Annotated in this window: 22 protein-coding genes; 8 read left to right on the forward strand and 14 right to left on the reverse strand. The window is 66.3% G+C overall.

Going from position 1 to position 22511, the window contains the following annotated elements; genetic code table 11:
- Positions 1-35: 35 nt before the first annotated feature.
- Positions 36-1547 carry a class I adenylate-forming enzyme family protein gene (locus G0D83_RS23505; protein ID WP_164197023.1) on the reverse strand — a complete coding sequence of 504 codons (1512 nt, stop codon included), beginning with the start codon at positions 1545-1547 and terminating at the stop codon, positions 36-38.
- An 88-nt stretch (positions 1548-1635) separates the two neighbouring features.
- Between G0D83_RS23505 and G0D83_RS23510 the strand changes: the two genes are divergently transcribed.
- Positions 1636-2256 (forward strand): helix-turn-helix domain-containing protein, encoded by a 621-nt coding sequence (locus G0D83_RS23510; RefSeq protein WP_108965604.1) that lies wholly within the window; start codon positions 1636-1638, stop codon positions 2254-2256.
- A gap of 52 nt (positions 2257-2308) precedes the next feature.
- Here the strand turns inward: G0D83_RS23510 and G0D83_RS23515 are convergent, their stop codons facing one another.
- The 8 genes from G0D83_RS23515 to G0D83_RS23550 all read right to left on the reverse strand — a co-directional run bounded on the left by G0D83_RS23515 (position 2309) and on the right by G0D83_RS23550 (position 9598).
- Positions 2309-2539 carry a hypothetical protein gene (locus G0D83_RS23515; protein ID WP_108965602.1) on the reverse strand — a complete coding sequence of 77 codons (231 nt, stop codon included), beginning with the start codon at positions 2537-2539 and terminating at the stop codon, positions 2309-2311.
- A 226-nt stretch (positions 2540-2765) separates the two neighbouring features.
- Complete coding sequence (locus G0D83_RS23520; protein WP_164197024.1) at positions 2766-4058, reverse strand: branched-chain amino acid ABC transporter permease; 1293 nt, start codon at positions 4056-4058, stop codon at positions 2766-2768.
- On the reverse strand, positions 4055-5065 hold the full coding sequence (locus G0D83_RS23525; RefSeq protein ID WP_108965598.1) for a branched-chain amino acid ABC transporter permease: 1011 nt from the start codon (positions 5063-5065) through the stop codon (positions 4055-4057). The genes G0D83_RS23520 and G0D83_RS23525 overlap by 4 nt, the downstream gene beginning before the upstream one ends.
- Positions 5065-5487, reverse strand: a complete 423-nt coding sequence (locus G0D83_RS23530) for a hypothetical protein (RefSeq protein WP_164197025.1) — start codon at positions 5485-5487, stop codon at positions 5065-5067. Before G0D83_RS23530 ends, G0D83_RS23525 begins: the two co-directional genes overlap by 1 nt.
- Complete coding sequence (locus G0D83_RS23535; protein ID WP_164197026.1) at positions 5480-6304, reverse strand: ABC transporter ATP-binding protein; 825 nt, start codon at positions 6302-6304, stop codon at positions 5480-5482. Before G0D83_RS23535 ends, G0D83_RS23530 begins: the two co-directional genes overlap by 8 nt.
- Complete coding sequence (locus tag G0D83_RS23540) at positions 6301-7083, reverse strand: ABC transporter ATP-binding protein (protein ID WP_108965591.1); 783 nt, start codon at positions 7081-7083, stop codon at positions 6301-6303. Before G0D83_RS23540 ends, G0D83_RS23535 begins: the two co-directional genes overlap by 4 nt.
- A 127-nt stretch (positions 7084-7210) precedes the next feature.
- Complete coding sequence (locus G0D83_RS23545; RefSeq protein ID WP_164197027.1) at positions 7211-8395, reverse strand: ABC transporter substrate-binding protein; 1185 nt, start codon at positions 8393-8395, stop codon at positions 7211-7213.
- 201 nt (positions 8396-8596) lie between these two features.
- Positions 8597-9598, reverse strand: a complete 1002-nt coding sequence (locus tag G0D83_RS23550) for a GlxA family transcriptional regulator (RefSeq protein WP_164197028.1) — start codon at positions 9596-9598, stop codon at positions 8597-8599.
- Positions 9599-9858: 260 nt separating this feature from the next.
- Here G0D83_RS23550 and G0D83_RS23555 point away from each other — a divergent pair, with 260 nt between their 5' ends.
- Positions 9859-11229: a class II 3-deoxy-7-phosphoheptulonate synthase gene (locus tag G0D83_RS23555; RefSeq protein ID WP_164197029.1), complete on the forward strand. Its 1371-nt coding sequence runs from the start codon at positions 9859-9861 to the stop codon at positions 11227-11229.
- A gap of 186 nt (positions 11230-11415) precedes the next feature.
- On the opposite strand, the gene ggpS is transcribed toward G0D83_RS23555, so the two are convergent.
- From ggpS to G0D83_RS23570, 3 genes are read right to left on the reverse strand one after another with little or no spacing between them, the layout of a single operon-like run.
- Positions 11416-12933 (reverse strand): glucosylglycerol-phosphate synthase, encoded by a 1518-nt coding sequence (gene ggpS / locus G0D83_RS23560; protein ID WP_164197030.1) that lies wholly within the window; start codon positions 12931-12933, stop codon positions 11416-11418.
- 3 nt (positions 12934-12936) lie between these two features.
- On the reverse strand, positions 12937-13713 hold the full coding sequence (locus tag G0D83_RS23565; RefSeq protein ID WP_164197031.1) for an HAD-IIB family hydrolase: 777 nt from the start codon (positions 13711-13713) through the stop codon (positions 12937-12939).
- Positions 13710-14831, reverse strand: a complete 1122-nt coding sequence (locus tag G0D83_RS23570) for an NAD(P)H-dependent glycerol-3-phosphate dehydrogenase (RefSeq protein ID WP_235940072.1) — start codon at positions 14829-14831, stop codon at positions 13710-13712. The genes G0D83_RS23565 and G0D83_RS23570 overlap by 4 nt, the downstream gene beginning before the upstream one ends.
- 451 nt (positions 14832-15282) lie before the next feature.
- Between G0D83_RS23570 and G0D83_RS23575 the strand changes: the two genes are divergently transcribed.
- The gene (locus tag G0D83_RS23575; protein ID WP_343502334.1) at positions 15283-16197 is read left to right on the forward strand and encodes a UTP--glucose-1-phosphate uridylyltransferase; all 915 of its coding nucleotides are present in this window, start codon (positions 15283-15285) and stop codon (positions 16195-16197) included.
- Positions 16198-16305: 108 nt separating this feature from the next.
- Here G0D83_RS23575 and G0D83_RS23580 read toward each other — a convergent pair whose 3' ends face one another.
- The gene (locus G0D83_RS23580) at positions 16306-17022 is read right to left on the reverse strand and encodes a PAS domain-containing protein (protein WP_235940074.1); all 717 of its coding nucleotides are present in this window, start codon (positions 17020-17022) and stop codon (positions 16306-16308) included.
- A gap of 280 nt (positions 17023-17302) precedes the next feature.
- Between G0D83_RS23580 and G0D83_RS23585 the strand changes: the two genes are divergently transcribed.
- Genes G0D83_RS23585 through G0D83_RS23595 form a run of 3 tightly spaced genes read left to right on the forward strand, consistent with a single transcriptional unit; the run spans position 17303 to position 19351 of the window.
- Positions 17303-18181, forward strand: a complete 879-nt coding sequence (locus G0D83_RS23585) for a YicC/YloC family endoribonuclease (protein WP_235940076.1) — start codon at positions 17303-17305, stop codon at positions 18179-18181.
- A gap of 7 nt (positions 18182-18188) precedes the next feature.
- Positions 18189-18833: a guanylate kinase gene (gene gmk / locus G0D83_RS23590; protein ID WP_164197034.1), complete on the forward strand. Its 645-nt coding sequence runs from the start codon at positions 18189-18191 to the stop codon at positions 18831-18833.
- Complete coding sequence (locus G0D83_RS23595; protein WP_164197035.1) at positions 18830-19351, forward strand: gamma carbonic anhydrase family protein; 522 nt, start codon at positions 18830-18832, stop codon at positions 19349-19351. The genes gmk and G0D83_RS23595 overlap by 4 nt, the downstream gene beginning before the upstream one ends.
- A gap of 18 nt (positions 19352-19369) precedes the next feature.
- Here the strand turns inward: G0D83_RS23595 and G0D83_RS23600 are convergent, their stop codons facing one another.
- Positions 19370-19879 carry a hypothetical protein gene (locus tag G0D83_RS23600; RefSeq protein ID WP_203594987.1) on the reverse strand — a complete coding sequence of 170 codons (510 nt, stop codon included), beginning with the start codon at positions 19877-19879 and terminating at the stop codon, positions 19370-19372.
- Positions 19880-20192: 313 nt separating this feature from the next.
- Between G0D83_RS23600 and G0D83_RS23605 the strand changes: the two genes are divergently transcribed.
- On the forward strand, positions 20193-21374 hold the full coding sequence (locus G0D83_RS23605) for a PLP-dependent aspartate aminotransferase family protein (protein WP_164197036.1): 1182 nt from the start codon (positions 20193-20195) through the stop codon (positions 21372-21374).
- The gene (locus G0D83_RS23610; protein WP_164197037.1) at positions 21374-22438 is read left to right on the forward strand and encodes an ATP-binding protein; all 1065 of its coding nucleotides are present in this window, start codon (positions 21374-21376) and stop codon (positions 22436-22438) included. The genes G0D83_RS23605 and G0D83_RS23610 overlap by 1 nt, the downstream gene beginning before the upstream one ends.
- Positions 22439-22511 lie beyond the last annotated feature (73 nt).

The following is a 22511-nucleotide window of genomic DNA, read 5'->3' on the forward strand; positions in this document are numbered from 1 at the left end:
CATCGGCGGCCGGGCACCGCGCCCGGCCCCTGTCGTCACTCCGGTGCGACCTGCTGAAGCGCCTTGCGCCGCAGCTTGCCGTTGGCACTGCGGGGCAGGGTCTCGACCCTCACCCAGGCGCGGGGCTGCTTGTAGCGCGCGAGTTTCTCGGCCGCGTCAGCCTTGAGCATGTCCGGATCAAGCTCGGTTTCGGCGACGTAGAAGGCGGCAATGACCCGGACGCCCTCTTTTACCGCAAGATCGGTGACCGCCAGTTCGAGGATTCCCGGCAGACCCGCCAGCGCCGCCTCGACTTCCAGCGGCGAGACCCTGTAGCCGCCGGCGTTCATCATGTCGTCGCCGCGGCCGAGGTAGCTGATCGAGGCATCCTCGGCCATGGCGGCCTGATCGCCGGTGAGGAACCAGTCGCCGGCAAGCCGCGCCCGGGTTTCCTCGGGCGCCCCGAGGTAGCCGAGCATGAGGCCCGGGTCGGTGCGATGCACCGCGAGCGTACCGGGTTCTCCGAGGGGGACCGGCGCGTGGTCCGGGCCGAGAACGGCCACGCGCCGCCCGTTCTGCGGACGGCCGAGCGTGCCGGCGGCGGCGGGCCTTTCGGGGGATCCCGAAATGAAGGTCGAGCATTCGGACATGCCAAAGGCCTCGTAGATCTCGCTGCCCGTCGCCGCGCGCCAGCGCTCGCGGATCGGGTCAGAGAGTTTCTCGCCGGCTGAGAGCGCGTGGCGCAGATCGGGCAGCGGCGGGAGGGGGAATTTCAGCACCTGCCGAAACACGCCCGGCGCGGCGGCGAAGATGCTGGCATCGTTGCGCTTCATCAGCACTGCAAGCTGCGCAGGATCGGTGCGGGCCTTGGGGATGAGCGCCGTGGCGCCGCGGGTCCAGGGGTCCATGAGGCCGGTGCCCAGCGTGTAGGTCCAGTTGAAGGCCCCGGCGTGCAACAGCCGGTCGTCGGCGCGCAGACCGTACCAGTCCTCCATCATCATCTGTCGCGCCCAGATCGCGCGATGCGCATGGGCGACGGCGCGGGGTACGCCGGAGGTGCCCGAGGTGTAGATGATGTAGGCAAGCCGCTCCGGATCACCCATGGCGAAGTCTGCGGGCGGCAGGTCGTGCCAGGGGGTGAAGCGCTCGGCTGTGTGGGTCGGGATATCCGTGGCGGGACAGGCGATCCTGTCGCCGAGCAAGATCGCTGCGGGGGAAAGCTGCGCAATGATACGGGCCACCTCGGGCTCGGTCAGCTGCGAGGAGGTCGGCACTGGTACGATACCTGCGGCGATAGCGCCAAGGTAGCTGATCGGAAAATCCACCGTGTTTCCCAGCCGCAGCAGCAGGATCTGCCCTGGCTCGAGCCCGGCCTGCAGGAGCCCGGTTGCGGTGCCCCGCACCGCAGCAATGAGCCGCGCGTAGGACCAGTGCTCGGTCGCGCTGGGGCGCAGGATCGACAAAGCGATCTTGTCGGGCGTGGCCGCGCCCGCCGCAAGCACATGGGCGGCGAGATTGAAGCGGGCGGGACAGGGGGCAAAAGCGCCTTCATCGAAAACGGACAGCATGGCGAAAGGCTTAGGCAGGCCGCGGGAGTCGCGCAAGCCCGCCGCAAGCGGCATTGCAAGCGTGGCGGCGGAAGGCTATGGCAGTTTCATGTCGCGTGATCCCCGTACCCTCATCCGCATTGCCCGCGAGTCCGGGCAGGAACACTCCGCCGAGCCGCTCGATCTGGGCGCGCGCGTGCGCGAGCTGCGCAAGGAACGGGACTGGACGCTGGAACAGGCTGCCAAGCAGGCCGGGCTGGCGCGCTCGACGCTCTCGAAGATCGAGAACGGGCAGATGTCTCCGACCTACGAGGCGCTCAAGAAGCTGGCGGTAGGGCTGGGAATATCGGTGCCCCAGCTTTTCACCCCGCCGAAGCGCGAGCAGGTCTCGGGCCGGATGGTGCACGTCAAGGACGGCGAGGGGCTGCGGCAGGTCACCACGACCTACGAGCATGAACTGCTGGCAGAATCGCTGACCCGCAAGAAGATGCTGCCCTACCGCGCGCGGGTGCGCGCCCGGTCCATGGACGAATTCGACGGATGGGTTCGGCACGACGGAGAAGAGTTCCTCTACGTGCTCACGGGCGTCGTAACGCTTTACACCGAGTTCTATGAGCCCATCGAGATGCGCCGCGGCGACTCCGCGTATTACGACGCCTCGATGGGGCACAACGTGGTGTCGGTCAGTGCCGAGGATGCGAGCATCCTCTGGGTGACCTCGCTGGGCTGAAACGGCACGCGGGCGGCGTCACGCGGCCCGGCCATACAGTCCTCGGGAAAGCCTACCCGGCAAGCCGGTCGAGCTTCTGGGCCGCGCCGAGCGCGAAGGCCCAATCGTCCAGCTCGCGTTCCGCTTCTTGCAGGGTCAGGTCGTGGCGCCGGGCGATCTCGGCGGTGAGTTCCTCGCGGCTCCGGGGGCGTGCGCGCAGCTCGTCGCTGTCGAGATGCGGGAAACGTTGCGGAAGGCGTTCGGCGGTGAGGCCCCAGTTGCGGGTGATGCTTTGCCAATTCATGTGTCTCATGACTCCTGAACGAATGCGCCGGGACGATGTTCCCGGCCTCTTGCGCACCGGCGGAGGGCAGGTTCGTCGGCGGTGACGTCCACCTAAGATGAGACGGGCAGATTACCATAGTCTTAGGCTGCGACACGCTGTCCGTTCGGCCAAAGCCCGCGCAGCCCCGGGGTGGCTCTCGGCCAAAGGTTGCTGACCCCGCCGGGGGCGGGGTCAGCGGCGCGTTTCACTTCTCGGGCAGCAGTCCGCGCGGTGCGAAGCGCAGCACCAGCAGCAGGATCACCCCCATGGTCAGCAGCCGCATGTGCTGGACGCTGTCCTGCAGATGGGCCTTGATCGCTGAGCCGTCGGCCATGCCCGAGGTGATCAGGTTCATCGCGAATTGGCCCATCGGCTCGACCTGCACCCAGAGGAACCAGATCAGGAAGCCGCCGAGCACCGCGCCAAGGTTGTTGCCCGAGCCGCCGACGATCACCATCACCCAGATGAGGAAGGTGTAGCGCAGCGGCTGGTAGGTGCCCGGGGTGAGCTGGCCATCGAGCGTGGTCATCATCGCGCCGGCCATGCCGCAGAGCGCGCAGCCGAGCACGAAGATCTGCAGGTGGCGACGGGTGACGTCCTTGCCCATCGCCTCGGCGGCGGTCTCGTTGTCGCGGATCGCGCGCATCATCCGGCCCCAAGGCGATTTCAGCGCCAGCTGGGCGAGGATCAGCAGCACCACCAGCACCACGGTGAACAGCAGCGAGTAGCCAAGCTTCACCGCCAGCGTCGAGGCCGTGGTGGCATCAAGGCCCAGCGAGCCTGCGGTTTCGACGAAACCCGGATCGGCCTGCAGGTCGATCTCGTAGGGCACGGGGCGGGGCAGGCCGATGACGTTCTTCACGCCGCGCGCCAGCCAGTCCTCGTTCTTCAGCACCGCGATGATGATCTCGGCAATGCCCAGGGTCGCGATGGCGAGATAGTCCGAACGCAGCCCGAGCGCTGTCTTGCCGATCGCCCAGGCCACGCCCGCCGCCATCACGCCGCCCACCGGCCAGGCCAGCAGCACCGGCAGGCCGAGCCCGCCGAGATAGCCGGTGGCTGCGGGGTTCACCGCCTCGATGGCATCCACCGCCGGGTCGAGCAGCGCGCGGTAGGCGAAGAAGCCCGCCACGGTGATTGCCGCCACGGCCCAGCCGCGCACGCCGGTAGCGAGCTTCTTCCAGGCCAGCACGGCCGCGACGACCACGGCGATGCCGAAGAGGATCGCGCCGATGACGCGGGGGCCGCCAGCATCCCAAGCCTCGGGGACCGGCGCCATCGAGACCAGCACCACGGCCAGCCCGCCGACGGCGACAAAGCCCATGACGCCGACGTTGAAGAGCCCGGCAAGGCCCCACTGCAGGTTCACCCCGAGCGCCATGATCGCGCTCACGAGGCCCATGTTGAGGATGATCAGCGCCGAGTTCCAGCTCTGCAGGAAGCCGGTGCCGAGGATCAGCGCTGCGACCAGCGCGAAAAGACCAATGGTGCGGGTCATATGGTCTGCCCCTTGAACAGTCCGGTCGGGCGGAACAGCAGCACGATCACCAGGATCACGAAGCTGACCGCGAATTTGTAGTCGGTGGAAAGCAGCTGCACGAGCCCGTCGGGCGCCATGCTCTCCGGCAGGAAGTAGGTGAGGAATTTCTTCCAGGCGTAGGTGATGCCCACCTCGGAGAAGGCGATGACGAAGCCGCCGGCAATGGCACCAAGCGGGTTGCCGATGCCGCCAACGATGGCCGCCGCAAAGATCGGCAGCAGCAGCTGGAAGTAGGTGAAGGGTTTGAAGCTCTTGTCGAGCCCGTAGAGCACCCCGGCGATGGTCGCCAGCGCCGCCACGATCAGCCAGGTCACGGTGACCACACGCTCGGGGTTGATGCCCGAGAGCAGCGCCAGGTCCTCGTTGTCGGAATAGGCGCGCATCGACTTTCCGGTGCGCGTGCGATTGAGGAACCAGAACAGCAGCGAGACGGTGATCAGCGCCACCACAACGGTGAGCGCCTGGGTGGTCTTTATCGCGAGGCCCTCATCGAGGCCGGTCATTGCCTTGAAGTCGCGCGCAGAAATCAGGAAGCGCTCGCCGTCGGCGAAGTTCTGGTCATCGGGGCCGATCACGAAGCGGGTGAGCCCGTTGTAGACGAACATGATGCCCATCGAGACGATCACCAGGATCACCGGCTTGGCCTTTTGCGCGCGGTAAAAGCGGTAGACCACGCGGTCGGTCGCCAGCACCAGCACCGCGGCCCCGGCGATGCCGGCGGGGATGGCGAGCAGGGCGGTCGGAAGTGGTCCGAGACTAATCCCCGCGGCCTGCAGGCCCCAGGTGGCCAGCACGGCGCACATGGTGCCCCAGGCCATGGTGTCGCCATGGGCAAAGTTGGAGAAACGCAGGATTGCGTAGATCAGCGTCACGCCGAGCGCGCCGAGCGCCAGCTGGCTGCCGTAGGCGAGCGCCGGCACGATGACGAAATTGGCCAAGGCCACGAATGCGTTGAGGAAGTCCATCAGGGTAGGATCCTGCATGTCAGAAAGTCGATCTCCGCCGAGGGCGGCGCGGTGGTGCCGGTCTCGATGGTCTGGCGGAGCCAGAGCGCGGAGGTTTCACTGGTGAAGGTCAGCGTCTCTCGGTGGCCGAGTGCCGGGGCCCAGAGATAGGGACCGGCAAAGCTCATCGCCTGCGCCGCCAGGGAAGCGCCGCCGTCGATGGTGAGCTCGTAGGCGCCCGCGCCGGTGGCATCGGTGTCGACCGGCGCCAGCACGAAGCTGACTTGGCCCTCCGCATCGGTGCAGGTGCCCGCCTCGGAGCAGACGGTGACGCGATCGCACGCGAGCGAGACGCGCGCGCCTTCCGCGAAGGCGGGCAGCGCCGCGAGGGAGAGTGCCCCGCAGATCGCTGCGCCGGTCAGTCGGCGATGCAGATCAACCACCGAGGAAGCTCCGCCGCACGTCGGGATCGGCCAGAAGCTCCTTGCCGGTGCCGGTGAAGGCATTGCCGCCCTGTACCAGCACGTAGCCCTTGTCGGCGATCTCCAGCGCCTGCCGGGCATTCTGCTCGACCATGAGGATCGGGATGCCGGTGCGCGCCACCTCGAGGATACGGTCGAAGAGCTCGTCCATGACGATGGGCGAAACGCCCGCGGTCGGCTCGTCGAGCATCAGCACCTTGGGCCGGGTCATCAGCGCGCGGCCCACGGCCACCTGCTGACGCTGGCCGCCCGAGAGCTCGCCCGCCGCCTGCCGGCGCTTGTCGCGCAGGATCGGGAACAGCGTGTAGACCTGCTCCATGGTCTGGCGGAAATCGTCCTTGCGGATGAAGGCGCCCATCTCGAGGTTCTCTTCCACCGTCATCGAGGGGAAGATGTTGCGCACCTGCGGCACGAAGCCCATGCCGCGCCGCACGCGGTCCTGCGGCGAGAGCGCGGTGATGTCCTCGCCATCGAGCCGCACCGAGCCCGACCGCAGATCGAGCATGCCGAAGACCGCCTTCATGGCGGTGGACTTGCCGGCACCGTTCGGTCCGACGATGACGGCGATCTCGCCGCGTTCGACGGCGATGGTGCAGCCATGCAGGATGTCCGCGCCCTTGCCGTAGCCGCCGGTCATCGCATCGCCGATGAGGAAGGGCCCCCCGGGGGCCGCATGGGCCGCGCCGCCGGGTTTCACCGGCCAGGCGTCGCCCATGCCCTTGGGATTGGTGATCGAGCGGTCCTTGTTGCCGCGATCGCCGTAGATCTCGCCGCTCATCCGCCGATCATCTCCTTGTTCTTCAGCCCGGTGCCGAGATAGGCCTCGATCACCGCCTCATTTGCCTTGATCTCGTCCACCGTGCCCTCGGCCAGCACCTTGCCTTCGGCCATGACGATGACCGGGTCGCAAAGCCGCCCGATGAAATCCATGTCATGTTCGATCATGCAGAAGGTGTAGCCGCGCTCCTGGTTGAGCCGCAGGATGGCGTCGCCGATGGTGTTGAGCAGCGTGCGGTTGACCCCCGCGCCGACCTCGTCGAGGAAGACGATCTTGGCGTCGACCATCATCGTGCGGCCGAGCTCGAGCAGCTTCTTCTGACCGCCCGAAAGGTTGCCCGCCTTCTCGTCCTTGAGGTGCGAGATGGTCAGGAAGTCGAGCACCTCGTCGGCCTTCTTCAGCAGCATGGCCTCTTCCTGGGCAATGCGGCCGCGGCCGAAAATGGCGTTCCACAGGCTTTCGCCCGATTGGCTGCCCGGCACCATCATCAGGTTCTCGCGGCAGCTCATCGAGCTGAATTCATGCGCGATCTGGAAGGTGCGCAGCAGCCCCTTGTGGAAGAGCTCGTGCGGCGGCAGCCCGCTCACGTCTTCGCCATCCATGAGCACCCGGCCCGAGGTGGGCGCGAGCGCCCCGGCGACGACGTTGAACAGCGTGGTCTTGCCGGCGCCGTTTGGCCCGACGAGCCCGGTGATCGAGCCCTTGGCGATCTCCAGGCTGGCCCCGTCAACGGCACGAAAACCGCCGAAATGGCGGTGAAGGTTTTCGACGCGGATCAAATCTTGTTTCCCCAGCGGGCCCGTTTTTTGCCCGTGTTTTTGTTTGGTTCTTCGCGGCGCGTGTTCTTCCGCGCCCTTGTGTTGAGAAGCGCCCGGAGCTCTGGCCCCGGGCGCTGTGGTCTTTCGCTTACTTGAACGAGACGGTCTCGAAGGCGCCGTCCTTGATCTCGTAATAGCGGTAGGTGCCGGCGGCTTCGCCCGGTCCGATCAGCTCGACGTTGGTGGCGCCGACGTAGTCGATGTCGCCGCCCGCCTTGAGGATCTCGAGGGCCTTGCCCAGCTCGCCCGGCAGGATCGGCTCGCCCGGTGCGTTGGCGACGTCGAGGATGTTCGCGGCGACCGCGGCCGAGGAGGGCTCGCCACCCTTGGCCATCGCCAGCGCGATCAGCGCCGCGGCGTCGTAGCTTTCGCGGGTGTAGGAGCTTTCGGAGTTCACGCCGGCGGCTTCCGCAACGGCCTTGAACTTCTCGGCGCCTTCACCTTCCGCCCACGGCACCGAGCCGAAGGATCCGTCGATGTCGCTGCCGAGGTCTGCGAGGAGCGCGTCGGAATACATCCCGTCTCCCAGCGCGAAGGTGTCGAAGGCACCGGTGTCGAGCGAGGCCTGGATCATGCCCTTGCCGCCCTGGTCCGAATAGCCCAGCACCACCAGCGCGTCGCCGCCGGCCGAGGCCAGCGCGCCGACTTCGGCCGAGTAGTCGGCCTTGCCGTCTTCGTGCGGGGAGGCGAGGGTGATCTCGCCGCCGGCGTCCTTGAAGGCCGCCTCGAAGGCATCGGCAAAGCCCTTGCCGTAGTCGTTGTTGGTGTAGGTCACCGCCACCGACGAAATGCCGCGCTCACCGAGGATGCCGGCGAGCACTTCGCCCTGACGGGCGTCCGAGGGGGACGTGCGGAAGAACAGGCCGTTGTCTTCTGCTGCCGACAGCGCCGGCGAGGTCGCCGAGGGCGAGATCATCGGCACGCCGTTCGGCAGGGCGACGTTCGACAGAACCGCGCCTGTCACGCCCGAGCAGTCCGCGCCCATGATGGCGACGACGCCATCGGTGGTCACCAGGCGTTCGGCCGCGGCGGTGGCGGCGGCGCTGTCGATGCAGGTGGAGTCGGCGCGGACCGGAACCAGCGTCACGTCCTCGAGGAAGTTGCCGCTCTCGTTGATTTCCGCCAGCGCCAGCTCGGCGCTCCCCGCCATCGAGGGCGTCAGGGATTCGATCGGACCGGTGAAGCCGAGGATGACGCCAATCTTGGCCTCATCCGCATAGGCGGCACCGGCGGTGACGAGCGGAAGCGCAGAGGCCAGAAGCCACTTCTTCATGTAGTATCTCCCGAATTGGTTACTTGTTATTAAGTCGGGAGCCTATGCGGGCAAATTGCAAAAGAAAAGAGCGTTCAGCGCAGCAAAAATACGCTCCAGTAACGTCACTATGGAGACCACTGCGCAAAGCATGGGGGCGGGCTGAGCAAGGGGAGTATGCTGCGGCGCCTCAGCGTCGCGGGCGCCGGAGGGGGCGCGGCGTCAGTCCTCGGCGCGGGTGCCAGAGGTGCCGCGCTCGCGATAGGGCGTTGTCTGGTAATGCGCCCGGTAGCACTTCGAGAAATGCGAGGGGCTGGCGAAGCCGCAGGCCAGTGCGACGTTGATCACGCTCATGTCGGTCTGCATCAGCAGGTTGCGCGCCTTCTGCAGGCGCAGCTCCATATAGTAGCGCTTGGGCGAGCGGTTGAGGTAGCGGCGGAACAGCCGCTCGAGCTGGCGGGTGGACATGCCCACTTCCTTGGCCAGCACAGCGGGGCTGACCGGCTCTTCGATATTGGCCTCCATGCGGTGGATGACCTGGCTCAGCTTGGGGTGGCGCACGCCGATGCGGGTGGGCACCGACAGGCGTTGGGTGTCCTGATCGGTGCGGATCGAGCTGTAGACCAGCTGGTCCGCCACCGCGTTCGCCAGATCGGAGCCGTGGTCGTCGGCGATGATCTTCAGCATGAGGTCGATTGAGGCGGTTCCGCCTGCGGCGGTCATCCGGTTGCCGTCGATCACGAAGATTCGCTTTGAAAGCTCGACCTCCTCGAACTCCTCGGAGAAGCCGTCGTGGTTCTCCCAGTGGATGGTCGCGCGCTTGCCGTCGAGCAGCCCGGCCTTGGCCAGCGTCCAGCTCGCGGTGCAGAGCCCGCCCACTGCCTGGCAACGCCGGGCCTCGCGGCGCAGCCAGCCCAGCAGCTTGCGGGTGGTGGCGAGATGCACGTCGATGCCGCCGCAGACCATGATGGTGTCGTCGCGGCTGAGCTCGGGCAGCGCGCAATCGAGCCGGAACTCGACCCCCGCCGAGCAGCGCACGCTGTCGCCCTCGGCGCCGGTGAGGCGCCAGTCGTAGAGCGTTTGCCCCGCCATGCGGTTGGCGATCCGCAGTGTCTCGATGGCGGCCGAGAAGCTCAGAAGGGTAAATTCCTGAAGCAGGACAAAGACGAAGCGGCGCGGCTTCGGGACGCTGGCTGGTGCGGCGGGCACTCGCGGGTCGGACATCGCGCGGATCCTTGATGGGCACCCGCCGCGCGGGGGCGGGCGAGGGTCACATGGGCAGGAAAGCCACGCAGCGTCAAGGGATGTCGTTTTCGTGACAAAAGATGCAGAGTGAAGTGCTTTTTTTCTGCGCGTCCGGGGGCGCCTTCCGCCGAGGCAGATCGGGCGCTTTTTCCTATGGCTTTAGGACCGCCTCTTCGGTATAGCCACAGGACGTTTTTACCAAGACGTTTACGCTAACGGAGTGTCGCTGGGAGAGAGCCATGACCGAGTGGAGCAAATCGAGCTGGAGAGCAAAACCGCGGATTCAGATGCCGGACTATCAGGACCAGGCAGAGCTGAACGCAGTCGAGGCACAGCTTGCGAAGTATCCGCCGCTGGTCTTTGCCGGCGAAGCCAGGCGGCTGCGCGAAGAGCTTGGCAAGGCGTCGCGCGGCGAGGCCTTCCTGCTGCAGGGCGGAGATTGCGCCGAGGCGTTTGACCAGTTCTCGGCAAACTCAATCCGCGACACCTTCAAGGTGATGCTGCAAATGGCGATGGTGCTGACCTATGGCGCCAAGGTGCCGGTGGTGAAGGTGGGCCGTATGGCCGGCCAGTTCGCCAAGCCGCGGTCTGCCCCCACCGAAACGGTGAACGGTGTCGAGCTGCCGAGCTTCCGCGGCGATATCATCAACGAACTGGCCTTCACCCCCGAAGCGCGGCAGCCCAACCCGCAGAAGATGCTGCAGGCCTACACCCAGGCCGCCGCCACGCTGAACCTGCTGCGCGCGTTTTCGACCGGCGGTTACGCCGACGTGCACCAGGTGCATTCCTGGACACTCGGCTTCGTCGAGGGCGAGAAAGCCACGCGCTACCGCGAGATGGCCAACCGCCTGTCGGACACGCTCGACTTCATCAAGGCCGCGGGCATCGACAGCTCGCGCTCGGCGGCGCTGCACCAGGTGAACTTCTACACCAGCCACGAGGCGCTGCTGCTGGAATACGAAGAGGCGCTGACACGGGTCGACTCGACCTCGGGCAAGTGGCTCGCGGGCTCGGGCCACATGGTCTGGATCGGGGACCGCACCCGTCAGCCCGACGGCGCGCACGTCGAGTTCGCCAGCGGTGTGCTGAACCCGATCGGCCTGAAGTGCGGCCCCTCGATGACCACCGAGGATCTCAAGGTCCTGATCGAGAAGCTGAACCCCGAGAACGAGGCGGGCCGCCTGACCCTGATCGCGCGTTTCGGCGCGGGCAAGGTGGGCGATCATCTGCCGCGCCTGATCAAGACGGTCAAGGAAATGGGCGCCAAGGTGCTCTGGACCTGCGATCCGATGCACGGCAACACCGTCAAGTCGGCCTCGGGGTATAAAACGCGGCCCTTCGAGTCGGTGCTGAGTGAAGTGCGCGAGTTCTTCGCAGTGCACCGCGATGAGGGCACCGTGCCCGGCGGCGTGCATTTCGAGATGACCGGTCAGGACGTGACTGAATGCACCGGCGGGCTTTATGCCGTCTCCGACGAGAGCCTCTCGGACCGCTACCACACCGCCTGCGATCCGCGCCTCAACGCCTCGCAGTCGCTGGAGCTCGCCTTCCTCGTCGCGCAGGAGCTGACGGCGATGCGCGAAACCCAAGGGGATGTGGCCTCCGCCTGAGGCGGGCTGCGGCCTTCTTCCCGGTCGGGCAGGTGTCAGACGAATGCGATCAGGCGGGCTTTCGGGCCCGCCTTTTCCGTTTGTTGATTGCTTGTTTGGTGAATGCTCGCCGTGTCCGGCATGGGCAATCGCCAATCACCCCGCGCGCTAGTCGCGGCGGGGTGATCAAGCGATGTCCCAAGGGGATCAGGCGGCTGCGGTCTCGCCCTTTCCGGCTTTCTTGCCGAAGTTCTCCGGCGACAGCAGCGACAACTGGTCCGACGCCCAATGCCGCGTGTCGCGCTTCTCGACCGCCGCACGCAGGAGGGCCATGCGGGCGCGGCGCTCTTCCTCGGGCATGTCGAGCGCGAGATCGATGGCGAAATCCATGGCGCGGGTCGACCAGGGGTTGGTGAGCACGGCCGCCCCCATCTCCACTGCCGCACCTGCGAATTCCGAGAGCACCAGCACGCCGTCACCATCCTTGCGCGAGGCGACGTATTCCTTGCACACGAGGTTCATCCCGTCAGCCAGCGGGGTGATCCAGGCGACATCCGCCACTTGGTACCATGCCACCAGTTCGACAAAGGGAATCGCGCGGGAAATCAGCGCGACCGGCTGGAAGGTAAAGCTGCCGAAGCGGCCATTGATCCGGCCGGCGATCTCTTCGAGCTCCTTCTGGATCGGCTCGTAGACGGTCATGTTCCGGTTGGCCGGGACCGAGACGTGGAGCAGGCGGACCTGGCCGCGCAGCTCGGGGCGGCGTTCCAGCAGGCGCTCGAAGGCAAGCAGCTGGTCGGCGCCCCCCTTTGTGTAGTCGGTGCGGCCGACCGAGAGCAGCAGCTTGCCGTCGCCGATCTCGGACCGGAAGCGGGCGGCAAGCTTGTCCGTGTCCTCGGTGCCTGCGAGCCCCTTGATGTACTCGACGTCGACGCCCACCGGAGTCACTCCGAGCTGCACGATGTGCCCGTCATCCATGTGGATCTCGGTGGGCACGGTGCGGTCGGACAGGGCAGAGCCCTCCGAGATCATGTCATCGGCCACCTTGGCGCGAGGTACGTTGCCGACATCGCGCAGGCTTCGCACGCAGCTCAGGAAGTTCGCGGCATAGCGCGGGATATGGAAGCCGACGACATCGGCCGCCAGCAGCGAGTCGATGATCTCGCCGCGCCACGGCAGCACGTTGAACATGTCGGCGGCCGGGAAGGGGGTGTGGTGGTAGAACGAAATGCGCAGGTCGGGGCGCATCTGGCGCAGGTAGCCGGGCACCAGCCAGAGGTTGTAGTCGTGTACCCAGACCGATGCGCCCTGCGCGGCCTCCGATGCCGCCGCCTCGGCGAAGGCCCAGTTCACTTCGCGGAAGGTCGGCCAGTCGACGGGGTCGTAGTTGTACTTCTCCTTGAAGCCGTGAAGGATCGGCCAGAACGCCTCTTTCGAAGTGATGTGATAGAAGCTGCGTACCTGCTCGGCGGTGAGTGGCAGGCGCGAGACGGTGTACTCTCCGAAGCTGTCCTCGATCTCCACCACGCGGTCAAACCCGGGGTTGGAAGGATCCTCGGCCTCTTTCCATGCGACCCATGCAGCCTTCTCGACCGAGCCGAAGAAACTTTTCAGCGTGGGGACGATGCCGTTCGGGCTCTTGTTCTCGCGGTATTCGATCTTGCCGTCGACCTCGACTTCTTCGTAGGGCTGACGATGATAGACGATCACCAGATCACTGGACATGGCTCAGGCTCCTTTCGGAAGGTCGTGCATTTGGAAGGTGCGGATCGCCTCGAGTATGCCCGCGGCGCCGATGCGCTCGGCCTTGTGCACGTGGGGCAGGGCGTTCACCTCCTTGAGAAGCGCGGTCTCGGCACCGCCAACGGCAACGGCGGGCAGGCCGCATTGCAGCATCGACAGGTCGTTCAGCGTGTCCCCGGCGGCAAGCACCCGGCGTTCCTCGATCTTCAGATGCGAGACCAGCCGCCGCAGCGACGGCCCTTTTGAGATGCCGCGCGGGAGCACGTCGAAATAGCGGTTGTCAGACACCAACGGATCGTGGCCCATCTCGCGCACCTTGTCGTGGGCCGCGCCGTCGTAGGCCTCTGCATCGAGATCGTAGCTCACCCGGTAGCGGAAGTCGGTGGGCTGCAGCGTCAGGCCGGGATGGCCATGAAGCGCAGCGCGGACGGTCTCGCCAGCGTTGCCCCAGGTCTCGGCGATCTCTTCCTCGAGCCGCTCGATGGGGTGGATCTCGCCATCCACCACCTCGGCAATCGTGGTGCCGACGTCGCCCACGACAAACTCGGGCCAGGGCACGCCACCGTCGCAGAGCTCGCGGATGAAGCGCGGGTCGCGTCCGGTGACAAAGATCAGCCCGACCGTGTCGCGGTTGGCTTCGATCCAATCGTAGAGCGTTTTCCTGTCCTCTTCGGAGCCCCCGAGGAAGGTTCCGTCGAGATCGGTGGCCAGCACGAAGCGGCAGGTGGCGATGTCTCGGGCCTTCGTGGTATCGAGGCTCATGCGGGGTCTCCTTCGTGGGGATGCAGGAAAAGATCGAGCGCGCGGGGCTCGCCCTCGATCGGGGCGGCCCAGAGCTGCTGGAAGGTGGCGGTGAGCGGAGCGCCCTCGTGCAGGACGGCATGCACCGCCTCGCAGATCGGCATGCTGACACCGAGCCGCCGTGCAAGATCGACCACAGAGACCGCATTGACCTCGCCCTCGACGACGACCGGCTTGCCGTCAAAACACTCCTCACGCGCCAGCCCGCGCCCGAGCTGGGTGCCGAGCGCCATGTTGCGCGAGGTGGTGGACGAGCAGGTGAGGGTGAGATCGCCGGCCCCGGAAAGGCCGGTGACGGTCTCGCGGCGCCCGCCGAGCGCTTCGGCAAGGAATTTCATCTCGTCCATGCCGCGGGTGATCAGCGCGGCGCGGGTGTTTTCGGCGAAACCCGCGCCGGTCATCATGCCGCACGCGATGGCAATCACGTTCTTCACAGCGCCGCCGACCTCGACGCCGACCAGATCGTCGGAAACATAGGGGCGGAAGGCATCGGTCTGCATGGTCAGCGCCAGCCGGGCGGCAGGCGCTTTTTCCGGCTCGATGCGGTCGTGGTGGCTGAAGTTGAAGGCTACGGTGGCGGCTGTGGGGTGCCCGAGCGCGGTTTCGGTGGCGAATGTCGGGCCGGAGAGGGCGCCAACCGGATGGCCGGGCAACTCCTCCTCGACCACATGGCTCAGCAGATAGCCGGTGCCGCGCTCTATGCCCTTGCAGCAGAGCGCCAGCGGGACGCCCGCGGGCAGGAAGTCCCGCATCGAGCGGGCGACGTCGCGCAGCGTGTGAGACGGGGTGACCAGCAGCACCGCCTCGGTACCTTCAAGCGCCTCGCGCAGGTCCGAGGTGGGCCTCAGCGTGGCCGGCAGCTTGATGCCGGGCAGGTGGTCGGTGTTTTCGCCGGTCTCGGCCATGGCGCGGGCGAGATCGGGGCGGCGTCCCCAAATCCGGGTGTCGCATCCAGCACGCGCGGCGGTGGCTGCGAGGGCGGTCCCCCAGCTCCCCATGCCGATCACCGTGAGGCGGGAGTAGGGCGTGGCGCGGCGCGGGCCGGTGAGGCCGCGAGGCTGCGCGGGCGGGGTTTGCATGCTCTGTCCGTCCATGACACATGAGGGGCCGCTGCCGAAATGGCATCGTTGACGGCCCTGAGGGCTCTCTCCGTTTTTGTTTGCTTGATAACGCTGACAATAGGGCTTTGTTCCCCGATAGCCACCGCTGCACGCGTGATTTTTCTGCAGCTGCGAGAGCGTTTTTCGCCAAACCCCTGTCTTGAAAGGGATGTTTCCACCCTCAGCGAGTGCCTAAATTTTAGGCATGGAACCATTCTGGTGGCTTGGGCGTTTACTTCACGTACGCAATTACAATGACTTGGGCGGTGCGCCGCTCATGTGTGAGTGCCCGGATTTGACCTGGCCAGAAATGGCCATACGCTCTTACCCATTCGCCGCAGCGCAGCGGATGCGCCCTCAGGCGCCCCAGCGAGGATGCGGCCTCATCAGCTTCTCGGCCCCGAACGGGCTGACGAAAGGAGACCACGACGTGAGCACGCCCGAGAACAAGACCAGCAAGTCCAAGGTCCGCACCGCGATCTTCCCCGTTGCCGGCCTTGGCACACGTTTCCTGCCCGCCACCAAGGCAACACCGAAGGAATTGCTGCCGGTGCTCGACAAGCCGCTGCTGCAGTTCGCCATCGACGAGGCGCGTGCCGCCGGCATCGAGAGGATGATCTTCGTGTCGCACCCCAGCAAGGGGGCCATCGAGCGCTACGTGACCCAGGACCTGGACCTCTGCGCAACCCTGCGCGAGCGCGGCAAACACCAGATCGCAGACACGTTGCACGCGGCGGCGATCGACCCCGAGCAGGAAGAGGTGTTCTTTGTCATGCAGCCCGAGCCGCTGGGACTGGGCCACGCCGTGCTCTGCGCGGTCGAGCATGCGCTGCCGGGACCGGTGGCAGTGATCCTGCCCGACGATCTCATCATCAGCGAGCCGGGGTGCCTTTCCGAGATGATCGCCGCCTATGAGACGAGCGAACCGGGTCACATGGTCGCCACCATGGAAGTCAAGCGCGACGAGGTGTCGGCCTACGGCGTGCTCGTCCCGGAGGGCGAGCCCGAGGGCCAGATGCTGCGCGCCTCCGGCATGGTGGAGAAACCCGAGGCCGACAAGGCGCCGTCGCTGCAGGCAGTGGTCGGGCGTTACGTGCTCGACGAGTCGATCTTTGCGGAACTCGACGGCCTGCCGGCAGGTCGTGGCGGAGAGATCCAGCTGACCGACGCCATTGCCCTCGGCGCAGGAAAGGTTGGCCTCTGCGGCTTCCGCTTCTCTGGCGACCGCTTCGACTGTGGCTCCAAGGCGGGAATGCTGCGTGCAACGCTGGCCTATGCCGGCTCGCAGAAGGAATTCCATCCGGTGCTGCAGGAGATGCAGCCGATGCCGATTGCCGCGGAGTGACAGCAGGCGTTCAAAGAAGTCTGATTGGCGAGTGACATGGCGCGGCCCCGATGGGTGCCGCGCCTTTTTTTTCGCGCCTCAAGGGGTATGGCGGGGAGCAAAGCCCGCTCAGTCGTCGTTGGAGATGATCAGGCGCAGGTAGGGAGGACGCTTGTCCTTGGTCTCCTTTGTCTCCTTCGGCGGTGCCCCGCGGAAGGGGGTGGCGCCTTCTGCGAAGCCGCGGGGCGCAGCAGCGGGCTTGAGCGCTGGCTTGTACACGGGTCTCGGGGCGGGATCTGCCTTTTCCGAAGGCGCTGGGGCGGGCACGGCCTCGCCTTGCCTCGGAGCTTGCATGGAGATGCTCTCGATCCGGAAACGTCGCGGCGTGCGGCCGATTCTCCCGTGGGTCACAAGCGCGCCGATCATGCGGCTCATGTCGCCCAGATCCGAGCGCAAGGGCAGCAGCAACATGTCGCCGCTCAACCGACCCTTGCCGAAGCCCTCTTCGGCAACGAGATGCAGCCGGATCACCAGCCCGTCGGAGAACAGTTTGCTCACCGCGGCGCCAAGTTGCTCGCGGTCCTCGGGGGCGATGAGCGTCGAGAGCGGCATGCCCGCCATGTCGAGGCCCATGAGGTTATTGAGATGTGTGCCCGCAACGCGGACCTTGGCCAGCATCGGCGCAATGCGCTCGCCGAGAAAGGCGTACTCGAGGGCTTCCTCGATGGCTCTCGGGTCGATCTGGCTGCGCAGCGGGATTTGACCGTCATCGCCGAGAAGATTCCGCCAATAGGACTCGATCTGCCGCAGGGCGGCGAGGCGCCGCTCCTGTTCACGCTCCGTCATCGATACCACACCTTCGCCACTGCCACCCAGTCCGAACATCTTGCTTACTCCAATCGTAACATCTGCGCGGCCCGGCTGTACCCCCCGAAACAGTCTGACGAGCATTGAAGACGAAGTTACCTCAAATGCGACCTGTTTTCGCCCCAATTGTGGCTGAAAGGTTAACGTCCGCTTTGGCCTGCCGGGTGGACAGGGCGGCGCGAGACGGATAGGCGATTGAAAAGCGGGCGGTTGGATTTGCCCGGGGTGGATTTTGAAAGGGGCTCAAATGCGGCAATCTATGACCGGCTTCGCATCGCGCAGCGGCGAGACAGCGGGGCTGCGCTGGGGCTGGGAGTTGCGCGGGGTCAACGGCAAGGGGTTGGAGCTGCGCCTACGCCTGCCAGACTGGATCGAGGGGCTCGAGCCGCTGGTGCGCGCCGCCGCGCAGAAGACGCTGGCCCGCGGCAACGTGCAGATTTCGCTGCGGGTGCAGGGCGGCGGCGAGGACAGCGCGGCGGAACTCGACGAGGCGGTGTTGACGCGCATTCTCACCGCGATGGCGCGGATCGAGGGCGCAGCCGCGGGGCAGGGGCTGGTGCTGTCGCCCTCTACGTCTGCGCAGATCGTGGCCCTGCGCGGGGTGCTCAGCAGCAACGCGACGCCGGCGGATGTCGGGCCGCTCCGGGAAGAGCTGATGGTGGCTTTTGGCGAGGCCTTAGCGGAATTCGGAGAGATGCGCCGCCACGAGGGCGCGGCGCTGGCCGAGATCCTGACCGGACAGCTCGAGGAGGTCGAGGCGCTGGTGGGGCAGGCGGCTGTGGCGGTCGAGGCACGCAAGGACGAGCAGGCCGAGCGGCTGCGCGCCCAACTTGCGCGGGTCTTGGATCCGGCCCATGGGTTTGACGAGGCCCGTTTGACGCAGGAGTTGGCGCTGATCGCGGTTAAATCCGACGTCACCGAGGAACTGGACCGGCTGACCGCCCATATCGGCGCCGCGCGCGAGCTTCTGGCCGCCGAAGGCGCGGTGGGGCGGCGGCTGGACTTCCTGATGCAAGAATTCAACCGGGAGGCGAACACGCTCTGCTCGAAATCCGGCTCCGCCGCCTTGACGCAGATCGGCCTGACCCTCAAGACGGTCATCGACCAGATGCGCGAGCAAGTGCAGAACGTGGAGTAAGACCAATATGAATGGACGGCGCGGCCTCCTGATCATCCTCTCGTCGCCCTCGGGCGCGGGCAAATCGACCCTGGCAAAGCGGCTGCGCGCCTGGGACCCCTCGATCATTTTCTCGGTCTCGGCCACCACCCGCGACGCCCGGCCGGGCGAGGTGGATGGCGACGACTACCATTTCATGACCGAGAGCGAGTTCAAGAAGGCTGTGTCGCACGGCGACATGCTCGAGCACGCGCATGTCTTCGGCAATTTCTACGGCTCGCCCAAGGGGCCGGTGCGCGATGCGATCATCGACGGGCAGGACGTGCTTTTCGACATCGACTGGCAGGGCGCGCAGCAGATCACCAACTCCGAGTTGGGGCTGCATACCTTGTCGATCTTCCTGCTGCCGCCGTCGATCGCCGAACTCAAGCGCCGGCTCGAGGCGCGCGGCCAGGATGGCGCGGATGTCATCGACCGCCGGATGCAGAAGAGCTGGGACGAGATCTCGCACTGGGGCTCGTATGATTTCGTGCTGGTGAACGAGGATCTCGACCAGACCGAGGCGCAGCTCAAGAGCATCATCACCGCGACCCGCCTGCGCCGCACCCAGCAGCCGGGGCTGCTGAACCACGTGCGGGCGCTGCAGGCGGAATTCGAGGAGGGCGATCAATGACTCTCTACGCGCTGGACGGCGTCGCCCCCGAGGTGCACGAGAGCGCCTGGGTGGCGCCAGATGCCAACTTGATCGGCAGGATCGTTTTGGAAGAAGACAGCTCGGTCTGGTTCGGCTGTACCCTGCGCGGCGACAACGAGGAGATTCGCCTCGGCGCCGGCTCCAACATTCAGGAAAACGTCGTGTGCCATACCGACATGGGCTATCCGCTGGTGATCGGCGCGGGGTGCACCATAGGCCACAAGGCCATGCTGCACGGCTGCACGATCGGCGAAAACTCCCTGATCGGGATGGGTGCGACGATCCTCAACGGCGCGAAGATCGGCCGCAACTGCCTGATCGGCGCGGGCGCGCTGATCCCCGAGGGCAAGGAAATCCCGGATGGCAGTTTGGTGATGGGCATGCCGGGCAAGGTGGTACGCCAGCTCGACGAGGCCGCCATCGAGGGCCTGCGCAAATCGGCGAAGGGCTACCAGAAAAATGCCCGACGCTTTCGCGCCGGGCTTTGTGCCATCTGACAAGAGTGTTGCTGGCCGTTACGCGGTGGCCAGCGCACGCTCCAGCCTGCTGCTGACTTCCTGTTGAAGCCGGCGGGTGAGCAGGGCGGTCGGAATGCCGCGCAGGGCGGGCTTCCGGTTCGGGGCGCGCTGCGTTTCCTGCAGGAACCCGAGGATTTGCTCGGCGTGCTCGCGATTGCGGGCAACCAGCTCATGGCCCTTCACGTTCAGCTTCCAGAAAGCGTCTTCCGGCCAAGAGATCGTGGCGGCCTCGAAGGTCTTGCAGGCCTTGCACCACACCATGCCGCGCGTGTTCAGCCTGTAGCCTTCGCCGGTCTCTCCCGGTTGCAGGAATTTCGGCTTGTCGCAGGCAGGTTGTTCCCAGCTAAACTGCTCGGGAAAGAGTTCTTCGACGATGACACGGCCCCAGACGTGGGAGTTCTCCGGCACTTCAGGGAGCCGTACGACACAGGTAAACCGGAAAGGCTCGAAGAACTGAGCAGCCTTTCCACACTCACTACAGCGTACATCGAGAGGATCGTTCTGCATCTCTATCGACGCTCCTGTGGGTTGTAGGTGCCCCCACCTACACCTTAAGGATGTGTTAAGAATTGGGCAAAAGGCAACCCAAATTTTTGCAAACTTCTCCTTACATGAGTGTAAAACAGGTGACAGTAAACAGTCTCACAGAAATCGTATCTTTGTCTCCATTTGTGAAGGTGAAAGCGACCCTTTGTCAGTGAAAGTCGGGCATTCTCTGGGCTTTGTTTACCAACCTACCTGGGCGGAAAGTCGCCGACATTCTCACTCTTGTCCTAGCGGGGGCGCTGTGCAAAGCCTGTGGCCGAAATATGGAGGCCCCATGGACACCCGAAAGACGCTCATCCGCCCAATCGCCGTTCCCGGCTCGGTCTCCTCGGCGGTTGTGACGCCGATCATGCCGGCGGTGGTTTACGCCTCGGACAGCCCGGACTCGCTCGATGACCAGTACAATGGCGTGACCTCCGGCTACACCTACGCGCGGGAGGGTCATCCCAACGCTGACGTTCTTGCGCAGCGTATCGACGCGCTGGAAGGGATGAGCGGCGGCATCGTCATGGGCTCGGGCATGGCCTCGGTTACCGCCGTGCTGCTGGGCCTGTTGCGGAGCGGCGACCACGTGCTGGGGGCCGATCAGCTTTACGGGCGCTCGTTGCGGATGATGGCCGAGGATCTGCCGCGCTTGGGTATCCAGACATCTCTGTCCGATCCGACCGACATTGACGCCTTCGCCGCCGCGATCCGCCCCGAGACCAAGCTGGTGCTGATCGAGCTGGTGTCGAACCCGACGCTGCGCATCGCCGATCTCGACGGCATCGCCGCGCTCTGCAGGGACAAAGGCGTGCTGCTGGCGGTGGACAACACCTTCACCACGCCCGCGGCGATCAAGCCGGTCGAGCGCGGGGCGGACATTGTGATCCATTCGGTGACCAAGCTGCTTGCGGGCCACGCCGACGTGACGCTGGGCTGGGTCGCGGCCAAGGACCCCGAGTTGAACCAGCGCCTCCGCGTCTTTGCGGTCACCGCAGGCCTGACCGCCAGCCCCTTTGACTGCTGGCTGGCCGAGCGCGGGCTGATGACCTTCCCGATGCGCTTCCGTCAGAGCCAGGAGACGGCGCAGCGCCTGTCGGACTTCCTGACCGGCAAGCCCGGCGTGACGCGGGTGCTCTATCCGGGCCGTGCCGACCACCCCGATGCCGCCCGCGCGCAATCGGTGCTGCGCGGCAACCCCGGCAACATGCTGAGCTTCGAGCTCGAGGGCGGGCGCGCCGCGGCAAATGCCTTTACCGAGGCGGCGCAGGGCATCGCCTTTGCCCCGACGCTGGGCGACGTGGGCACCACGCTCTCGCATCCGGCGTCTTCGTCACACCGCGCACTGACGGCTGAGGGCCGGGCCGTGCTCGGCATCTCCGAGGGCTTCTTCCGCGTGTCGGTCGGGCTTGAGGAGCCCGAGGCACTGCTCGAGGTCTTCGAGGCCGGCCTCAAGGCGGCGAGCGCGCTCTGATGCATGCCGAGGCGCGCGATCTGATCGCTGCCATGCCACTCCCGGCGGTGCTGATCCGCTGGGACGAGCGGATCGATGCCGCCAACGCCGAGGCCGTCGCCCTTTTGGGCGAGGGGCTCGTGGAGCGCCACTTCATCACCGTCTTGCGTCAGCCGGTGCTGCTCGATGCGATCGAAGGGACGATGCGCGACGGGGCGCCGCGCAAGACCCGTTACCTGACCAGCGACGGGCGGCAGGACACCACTTTCGACGTTTCGTGCCGCGCCGTCGCGCTGTCCAAGGGGCCGGGGGTGCTGTTGACCTTCGCCGACGTGACGCAGATGGAGCAGGCGGGGCAGATGCGCCGCGACTTCGTCGCCAATGTCAGCCACGAGCTGCGCACGCCGCTCACCGCGCTTCTGGGGTTCATCGAGACACTGCGCGGCCCGGCGCGCGAGGATGCCGCCGCCCGCGAGCGCTTTCTCGAGATCATGGGCAACGAGGCCGGGCGCATGGAGCGCCTTGTGGGCGATCTGCTGTCGCTCAGCCGGCTCGAGGCCGAAGAACGCGTGCGCCCGACCCACCCTGTCGACCTGCCCGACCTTCTGAGCTCCGTGCTCAGCAGCCTCGCGCCGGTGGCGGCAGAGGCCGGGGTGACGCTGATCCCCGAGTTGCCCGAGACGCCGCTCGAGATCGCCGGAGACCCGGACCAGCTGCGGCAGGTCTTCGTGAACCTCGTCGAGAACGCGGTGAAATACTCCGGGAAGGGCGCGCAGGTGACGCTGCGGCTCTCGGCACCCGCCTACCACCCCCGGCTGCGCGCCGATGGCGTGGAGGTCGAAGTGATCGACACCGGCCCCGGCTTCGATCCGCTGCATATCCCGCGCCTGACCGAGCGCTTCTACCGTGTCGACAGCCACCGATCACGCGAGATGGGCGGCACGGGACTCGGGCTGGCGATCGTCAAGCACATCGTCAACCGCCATCGCGGCCGGCTGCGCATCGAGAGCACCCCCGGCAAGGGAAGCACCTTTCGGGTGATCCTGCCGTTGCGCGCGGGCCCACCCCGCGGCGAAGAGGCCTGACCCCCGCTACGGCGATTCTGCTGACCGCCCTTTTTGCTCGCGCCGCCGAGGCGCTTCCCGTTGTCGCGGCGGG

Source organism: Salipiger sp. PrR003, assembly GCF_010500785.1.
GTDB classification, from domain to species: Bacteria; Pseudomonadota; Alphaproteobacteria; order Rhodobacterales; family Rhodobacteraceae; genus Salipiger; species Salipiger pacificus_A.

Bases quoted from the DNA above. Each gene is read 5' to 3' on its own strand.
- G0D83_RS23505 (WP_164197023.1), bottom strand. From the start codon at position 1,547: ATGCTGTCCGTTTTCGATGAAGGCGCTTTTGCCCCCTGTCCCGCCCGC.
- G0D83_RS23510 (WP_108965604.1), top strand. From the start codon at position 1,636: ATGTCGCGTGATCCCCGTACCCTCATCCGCATTGCCCGCGAGTCCGGG.
- G0D83_RS23515 (WP_108965602.1), bottom strand. From the start codon at position 2,539: ATGAATTGGCAAAGCATCACCCGCAACTGGGGCCTCACCGCCGAACGC.
- G0D83_RS23520 (WP_164197024.1), bottom strand. From the start codon at position 4,058: ATGACCCGCACCATTGGTCTTTTCGCGCTGGTCGCAGCGCTGATCCTC.
- G0D83_RS23525 (WP_108965598.1), bottom strand. From the start codon at position 5,065: ATGGACTTCCTCAACGCATTCGTGGCCTTGGCCAATTTCGTCATCGTG.
- G0D83_RS23535 (WP_164197026.1), bottom strand. From the start codon at position 6,304: ATGAGCGGCGAGATCTACGGCGATCGCGGCAACAAGGACCGCTCGATC.
- G0D83_RS23545 (WP_164197027.1), bottom strand. From the start codon at position 8,395: ATGAAGAAGTGGCTTCTGGCCTCTGCGCTTCCGCTCGTCACCGCCGGT.
- G0D83_RS23550 (WP_164197028.1), bottom strand. From the start codon at position 9,598: ATGTCCGACCCGCGAGTGCCCGCCGCACCAGCCAGCGTCCCGAAGCCG.
- G0D83_RS23555 (WP_164197029.1), top strand. From the start codon at position 9,859: ATGACCGAGTGGAGCAAATCGAGCTGGAGAGCAAAACCGCGGATTCAG.
- ggpS (WP_164197030.1), bottom strand. From the start codon at position 12,933: ATGTCCAGTGATCTGGTGATCGTCTATCATCGTCAGCCCTACGAAGAA.
- G0D83_RS23565 (WP_164197031.1), bottom strand. From the start codon at position 13,713: ATGAGCCTCGATACCACGAAGGCCCGAGACATCGCCACCTGCCGCTTC.
- G0D83_RS23570 (WP_235940072.1), bottom strand. From the start codon at position 14,831: ATGCAAACCCCGCCCGCGCAGCCTCGCGGCCTCACCGGCCCGCGCCGC.
- G0D83_RS23580 (WP_235940074.1), bottom strand. From the start codon at position 17,022: ATGACGGAGCGTGAACAGGAGCGGCGCCTCGCCGCCCTGCGGCAGATC.
- G0D83_RS23585 (WP_235940076.1), top strand. From the start codon at position 17,303: ATGACCGGCTTCGCATCGCGCAGCGGCGAGACAGCGGGGCTGCGCTGG.
- gmk (WP_164197034.1), top strand. From the start codon at position 18,189: ATGAATGGACGGCGCGGCCTCCTGATCATCCTCTCGTCGCCCTCGGGC.
- G0D83_RS23595 (WP_164197035.1), top strand. From the start codon at position 18,830: ATGACTCTCTACGCGCTGGACGGCGTCGCCCCCGAGGTGCACGAGAGC.
- G0D83_RS23600 (WP_203594987.1), bottom strand. From the start codon at position 19,879: ATGCAGAACGATCCTCTCGATGTACGCTGTAGTGAGTGTGGAAAGGCT.
- G0D83_RS23605 (WP_164197036.1), top strand. From the start codon at position 20,193: ATGGACACCCGAAAGACGCTCATCCGCCCAATCGCCGTTCCCGGCTCG.
- G0D83_RS23610 (WP_164197037.1), top strand. From the start codon at position 21,374: ATGCATGCCGAGGCGCGCGATCTGATCGCTGCCATGCCACTCCCGGCG.